This window comes from Asticcacaulis sp. (genome assembly GCF_027484505.1).
GTDB lineage: Bacteria > Pseudomonadota > Alphaproteobacteria > Caulobacterales > Caulobacteraceae > Asticcacaulis.
In genome coordinates, this window is the sequence record NZ_JAIXSV010000043.1 from 1 (window position 1) to 6,405 (window position 6,405).

Consider the following 6,405-nt stretch of genomic DNA (forward strand, 5'->3'; position numbering starts at 1 on the left):
CAACGGTCGGGACGAACTGGCCCTGCGGTGGCATCGGACTGGGCGCCGGCGCTTGGCCCATTGGGTCCAGCGCAGCGGATGCGATGGCGACCCCCATGGTCTGGTTCTGGGTACCGCCGGCGCCGTCAGGGGCAACGGTCGGGACGAACTGGCCCTGCGGTGGCATCGGACTGGGCGCCGGCGCTTGGCCCGTTGGGTCCAGCGCAGCGGTTGCGGTGGCGACCCCCATGGCCTGGTTCTGGGTACCGCCGGCGCCATCAGGGGCAACGGTCGGGACGAGCTGGCCCTGAGGTGGCACCGCCGGACCGGGCGTCGGCTCTTGGCCCGTTGGATACAGCGCAGCGGTTGCGGTGGCGGCCCCCATGGCTTGGTTCTGCGTTCCGCTGGCGCCGTCAGGGGCACCAGCTGGCGCGGGCGGTCGTTGGGGCAGTCCGGCCGGGCCGAAAGGCCCGGTGCTGGGCAATTCACTGGCACCGGCTGCCAAGGTCGGGTTGGACTGCGCCGTTGGTGTTGCGGCTAATTTTTCTCGATCTGTTGCGAGGGCATCTCGGCCGTCCTGCATGTTCGGCAGCGCCCAATGGGCGCCCCCAGAGGCCCGTGTTAGGGAATCAATCGCCCGGTCGCTTCCGTCAACACGCTTGTCATACCAGTCCAGCTCGGCAGAGCGCTCTCCTTGCAGACTTGCCATATCACGGCGAGCAGCTTGCAACTCCGCAGGCCGGTCGCCGCTCTTCGCCAACGCGTCGATCTCACCAGCCTTGGATGTAATCCTCTGATCCAAGGGCCGATCGTCACCTCCGTCGAGCGCCGTTTGCGCAAGGTTCTTGACCCCGGCCGTAATGTTTCCCCCGAGCCGTAGCAACGCATCGCCGGCGGCGCCCATCGCTCCATCTTCTTGCTGCTTCAAGATGACGTCGCCCTTGCGACGCTGTCCCATATCCTCGACCGCAGCGGCCCCGGTGCCAACGTCGTGCTCCGCCGCCGCAATCATGGCATCAACACTCGTATCAGCACCAATTTTGCGGTCGGGGGTAAGACCCTGCGATCCAGCGGAATTCAACACTGTTGCATCAGCTAAGCCCCCAGTAGGCGCTGTTTTTGACAACCGGGCAGCGTCGTCCAGGTACTCACCCTTGATCGGCTCAAACGTACTGGGCGCTGGATTCTGGTCGAGGTATGTAGCCGCGCGCTCTTGTATGTATCTGTCTGCGAGCGACCGCACGATCGCTTGGTCCTCCGATCGCGCTGATGTTGTCAGTTCGTCGGCAGTTGTGCCGTAGGCGGCTCCCGTCCATGGATTGGTCTGCTGGCGGGCCCACTCGATGAAGGGCTGAGACAGGTTCTGATGGATTGCGGCACTCTGGAGATCAGTGTCACTCGCCGCTGTCTGGTATTGCTTAGCGCGCGTGTAATGGGTTTGCGCCTCGGTGTCGAGGCGTTGCTGTTCACCGTAATCCGAAGACAGACGGTGGCCGAGATTCTTTTCATTGCCATCGCGAAAGTCGCTGGCTTTCTCCCGCATGGCATTTGTCGCAACGTCCAATGACTTGCGGTATCCTGTTTGTTGGACGAATTCCTTCGCCTTGGCGTAGGTTTCGCTGTCGACCCCTTGGGTATTTAGCGACCCCCCCACCGATCCTTTAACCTTGGGCAATACCCCAAGCCCTGGAGTCTCGCCTTCCACTGCGGCTTGGGCCAGTACCGACGCTGATACGGCCGAGTTCAGGTTGTTTTCCTTTGCGAAGCGGTCAGCACCCTGTTTCACAGCCTCTAGCGCTTGGACCTCGTTGGTTGACAATGTCTCCCGGAGCGCGGTCGAGGCAGCCGCCGACGTCGATTGTGTGGACGCATAGTCGATCACGTCATTATAGGACCCAACCTTAGACTCAGCGGATCGCGTGGCCAGCTGATTGCCGGTGGACACCTCTTGCGAACCACGGCGTGCCAGTTCCCTGCCCAGGTTCCGCCCCAGTTCCAAGCCAGTACCTAGATTGGACGTAGCCCCGGTGTTGTCCGTGATCACACGGCCAGAATCACCGATGCGTGTGGTTTGGCCACTGCCGCCTTCGATTGAAAAGCCGCCGGCCCTCAGCGAGCCATCTGTCGCCACTTGGTGGAATGATGCATTGCCGTAGCTGTAGTTGTCAGTACTATTGTTCCCCAGGGAAACATTCCCTGTCGCCGTTTCCTCGCCGGCAGCTTGAGCAGCCCGCTGCGGCGCGAACAGTGCGGTTTGAGCAACGCTTGTCGCTGCCATCAGGCCACCGGCAACCGCCGCCGCCAGTACGGGCACCGCCAAGTACATGTAAGCGCCAGAGGCGGCAATCTCCGCATGCACGCCACGGATCCCAGACGCAGTCGCCAGCGTCAGCCCTTGCCCGCCCGCTGCAGTTAAGGCTGCAATGAGACTGTCAGAGCGCGCATCCGACGTCGCCACGCGATGCACGATCGCATAGATCGGACCGAAGCTGGCAACCCAGACAAATCCCTGAAGGTAGGAAATGCCAAGCTTAACCCCGCCCTCTTTCGAGACCATGGCCAGCGGGAAGGACAACACGAATATGCCGACGAACGCTGCTTCCAGCGTCAACTTCAGGAGCGGGAGCCATTTTGTCGCTGCACGGCCGCCAGCCTGTTGCGCGCGGAGCGTCGAAAGGTCGGTGCGTGCATCAACATAAGCCGTCAACGCCGCCGTGGATCCGGCTTCTGCGGACGCTTCACGCATCGCAGCGTCGATAACGTTGATCATCATCGACTGCTTGACGGCCTGGCTCGCAGTCTTCGACACCCCGACGAGGTATTCATGGGCGACTGGCAATGCAGAAACTAGAAGAGATTGAGCTGTCGTCGCGTCGCGATTTGGAAAGAGCCGCCGCGCGAGCATGTTCACGCCGGAGGTGACCTGGGTGGGCCACACAAGGTTCAGGCGATCTCGCCCGTCTGTGCAACTGACAATCTCTTTGGTCGTGCCGCTCGCATAATCCATTGATAGGGCCGGATTGGGGGAATACGTGACGGTCAGAAAATTCCAGAGATCGTCGGTTTGAGACATGCTGTCGATGGGTATATGACCGTTTAATAAATCATAAAGGACGCACTGCTTCATGTAGCTGGAAACATTTCCTCCGAATTCTGAATTCACTATTTCGACTTTTGTAACTTCCTCCATCAGCCGAGAGCCAAAGAGCATTCCATTTTTTGCGTAGGTGAGATCGTCTGGGAGCGACGTCAACGCTTCCATTTCACGGGTCGCCCAGTCGCCCACCGTCGTCGTAAGCGACACGATGACTGCAAGCCCAATTGGAACATTGTCAACAACAGCACCGGGCAACGTGGAATTAATACGGTCGACGACCTGGACACGCGCAGGGACCAACAGAAGCGCGTTTATCGCCACCGTCACGAAGACTACCCACTCCATCATAGCCTTAAAGGTCCCGCCAAAGGCGGTCCGGATCAATAGACCGAAGAACCCAACCATTACCGTCAGGGCAAGGAACGATTTGAAGCTATTGACGCTGGACGTTGTTCCAACAAACGAAGCGACGACGTTGAGCATGTCAACATACAGCTCCCCTCCTCCGATTGTCACAACCTGCCAAGCTTCCGTAGCCATGATACCTGTCCCTCAGTAGCCGACAATTTCTGTCATTGGCCGTAAAATGCTGGGTTTTAACTGGTACTAATCGGGGTCGCGGACCACGGCGGTGCCTAGCGGCGGGAGAAATTGATATTTGCCGCGAGACGTGGGCCGAGGCGGGACATGAGCTGCCCCTCCACGAACTGCGTGCGTTCGATCAGTTCCATGCTACGATTCATCGTGTCGTAGCTCTGGCTTCGATGTCTGGCCAGAGCCAGGCGGCTCTTAGACAGGGTGTCGAGCCAGTCGCGAAGAAGGGTCTGGTCGGCGATCTGGATCTTCGCGGTGGCGCTCTCTTCCACCATGTCGATCGTCATGCCCAGAAACTCATAGAGGATGTCGAGCGCGATGATGTCCGCATATTGGTTCGCCTGAATGGCGGCCGCCATAGGCTGGTAGGTGGCCTGAACAGCCAACATCTTCTGGACAGGCAACGTGGTAACCTTCAGAAGGTCGCCTTCTGCGGCTGAGTTTGCCTGTCTATTCTTGATGTTACTGATGATGTTGGTGAGCAAGCCACTCACCCGCTCCTTGAAGCCTTTGCCGGCAGTGATCGTGATCGTCTCATCGTACCGTCGCAGGTCCAGGCACTTGTTGCCGGCATCCGCGCATCTATGAACCCGGACACTGCCCCCGTTCAGCAACACAGATATCGTTTCAGGGTTGATGACTTGTGGTGGAAGGATGTCCAGCTTGCCTGGCTGGCTGTCATTGTCCGGGGTGACCACCATCATAGTTCCCATGATGGTCAGGAGCAGCCGCATGAACTCGGGATCATCGGCGATCAGGGGATGGGCCTTCAACGCCTCCCAGGTCAGGTTCTTATTGATTGGGATCTGTTCCGCTTCCGGCCCGGTGGCTGTCGCCAGCGTGGACGCCAACTGGCCACGCTTTCCGCACCCGTGGCGTGCAGCCGCATAATCGGAGAACAGGCCCTGATTGTTGCCGATCTGCTCACAAATGGCCTTGCTCGATCGTTGCATCTGCGGCCACAGCGAGCCGACCGCTGCCTGCGCTGTCTCGCAACTGTTTATCGACGCCTGATTGATGCGCTGCATCAGATCATTCAGTTCGCCCAGCTTCTCCGCGACGACGGGTGCCAGTGTCTCTATGCCGATTTGGAACGCAAAGCCGGCTGCATTGTTGGCAATGCCCTTCAGCGTGCTCACGAACTCGCCGGCGCTGATGTGGCTGAATGCGCCGGCGAAGGCGTCGATGCCACCGCAGCCAGCGCGGAACGATGGAAGCGTGATGGCCGCCAGGTTGGCCTGCCTCACCGGTGTTCGCATGAACACGCCGCCGCCCGTATAATATCCGGCCTGCTGTCCCTTGCCTGGTTCGGTCACGTTCATCCGGCCGCCCATGTCGGTCCAGAAGTTCGTCATTTTGTTGCCAACGTCGGCCGCAGCCGGCGGCACAGCCAGCAGCGCGACGATGCTGATGGAGCCCAGGAGCCGCTTAATAATCATCACCCACCTCCACTCTCGTCTGCAGCAACACGCGCTCGCCGAGCTCGTCGGCCGAGATAGCACCGAAAGCAATCGGAACGACCTGGTTCGTCTCGCTGTCGAACAAGACCGTTGCGGGCACCGGCTTACCGGCGAGGCCCATCTTTGCGACCTGGCCATCATCGAGCTGTGAATCGGGCCATTCGGGCAGCATGGCACCATCCACCGTCACCGGCAGGACGTGGACCCCGTTTGCATCGGCCCAGTGCCGCAGCACGGGGCTATACGCTTGGCAGTAAGGGCAAGTCGACGAGTAGACGAAGATCACGCCGTAGCGTTCGCCCAGAGACGCGGCGGCCTCCTTCTGAGCTTCCCGGCGGGCATCCAGCCAGGTATTTTTCGCCAGGTTGCCAACAGGGCGCTTGAGTGTGTAGTCCAGCTCCGGCCTGGTCCATAGCACGCGCCGCCACGTATCCGAAAAGGTGCCGGCACGATCCACACTCTCGTTCTGAAGCGCCACGTATTCGGCCACTTTGTCATCGTTTCGTGGATCTAGGAGCGCCGTGGCGCGGGCGCGATCCAGCCGCTGCCTCATTTGAGCGACCTCTTCCAGCGGGTCGATCGCGGTCGGCGCCGGAATCTCGGGTGCAGACGGCGGCTGTGGTCGCGGCCGCTTGGGCGGGTCACAATAGAATGACCACCCCAACTCGCGCTGTTCTGCGCAATAGCTGGTGGCGTCCGCCACTGCCGGCAATGTCACGAACAGGATCACGGCGAGCGTCGCCAGGCCCAGTTCAGTTTCCTGGAGACGGTTGCGAAGCATAGAAGTTCTGAATCCTCTGTTGAAGGTTCTGCTGCGAGGCGGAGACATTGGGAAGCTGGGTTTGGTCGTAGATCTGTGGGTAGAATTCGCGCAGATCGATCCGCGACCAATCGACCGCCTGCAGCTCGTTGATGGTCAGCCCCCGACAATCAGGGTCCTTCGGCGTGCCCCAGGAAATATGCAGTTGTGAACGGCCCTGCTCGTGTACGATGCGGGCCAATCGGGAGTCGAAACCGCAATAGGTGCGCTTCTTTTCAAGGCAAACGCCCAGGAACGACGAGGCACAGTAGGTTCCGATATAGACCGTCCGCTTGTCATCCTGCTTTACCCAGAGTTCCTTTTCCTCGGTGTTGCAGGAGGCCAAGCCGATGTCCGTACCCCAACCGGATTCCTCTTTGCAGCAGTTCAACACCCCGGTGAACTGCTTGCGACATTTGTGGCTGTCACCCTTGAACACCTGATTGGTGGCTGGGTCGAAATCCTTCGAGAAGTCG

4 protein-coding genes are annotated in these 6,405 nt (G+C 60.0%); all 4 read right to left on the reverse strand.

Annotated features, from left to right (window positions below; genetic code table 11):
* On the reverse strand, nucleotides 1-3,616 hold a 3,616-nt coding region (locus tag Q0072_RS02150), incomplete at its 3' end, for a conjugal transfer protein TraG N-terminal domain-containing protein (RefSeq protein ID WP_298325041.1).
* A 95-nt stretch (nucleotides 3,617-3,711) separates the two neighbouring features.
* Entirely contained in the window at nucleotides 3,712-5,109 is a 1,398-nt protein-coding gene (locus tag Q0072_RS02155) for a conjugal transfer protein TraH (RefSeq protein ID WP_298325044.1), read from the reverse strand.
* Complete coding sequence (locus tag Q0072_RS02160; RefSeq protein ID WP_298325047.1) at nucleotides 5,099-5,911, reverse strand: conjugal transfer protein TraF; 813 nt, start codon at nucleotides 5,909-5,911, stop codon at nucleotides 5,099-5,101. The genes Q0072_RS02155 and Q0072_RS02160 overlap by 11 nt, the downstream gene beginning before the upstream one ends.
* Nucleotides 5,883-6,405 (reverse strand): conjugal transfer protein TraN (gene traN / locus Q0072_RS02165; RefSeq protein WP_298325050.1); only part of this gene is annotated, 523 nt, incomplete at its 5' end. The genes traN and Q0072_RS02160, both read right to left, overlap by 29 nt.

Coding starts and splice junctions, on each gene's coding strand:
- Q0072_RS02155 (WP_298325044.1), bottom strand. CDS start 5,109: ATGATTATTAAGCGGCTCCTGGGCTCCATCAGCATCGTCGCGCTGCTG.
- Q0072_RS02160 (WP_298325047.1), bottom strand. CDS start 5,911: ATGCTTCGCAACCGTCTCCAGGAAACTGAACTGGGCCTGGCGACGCTC.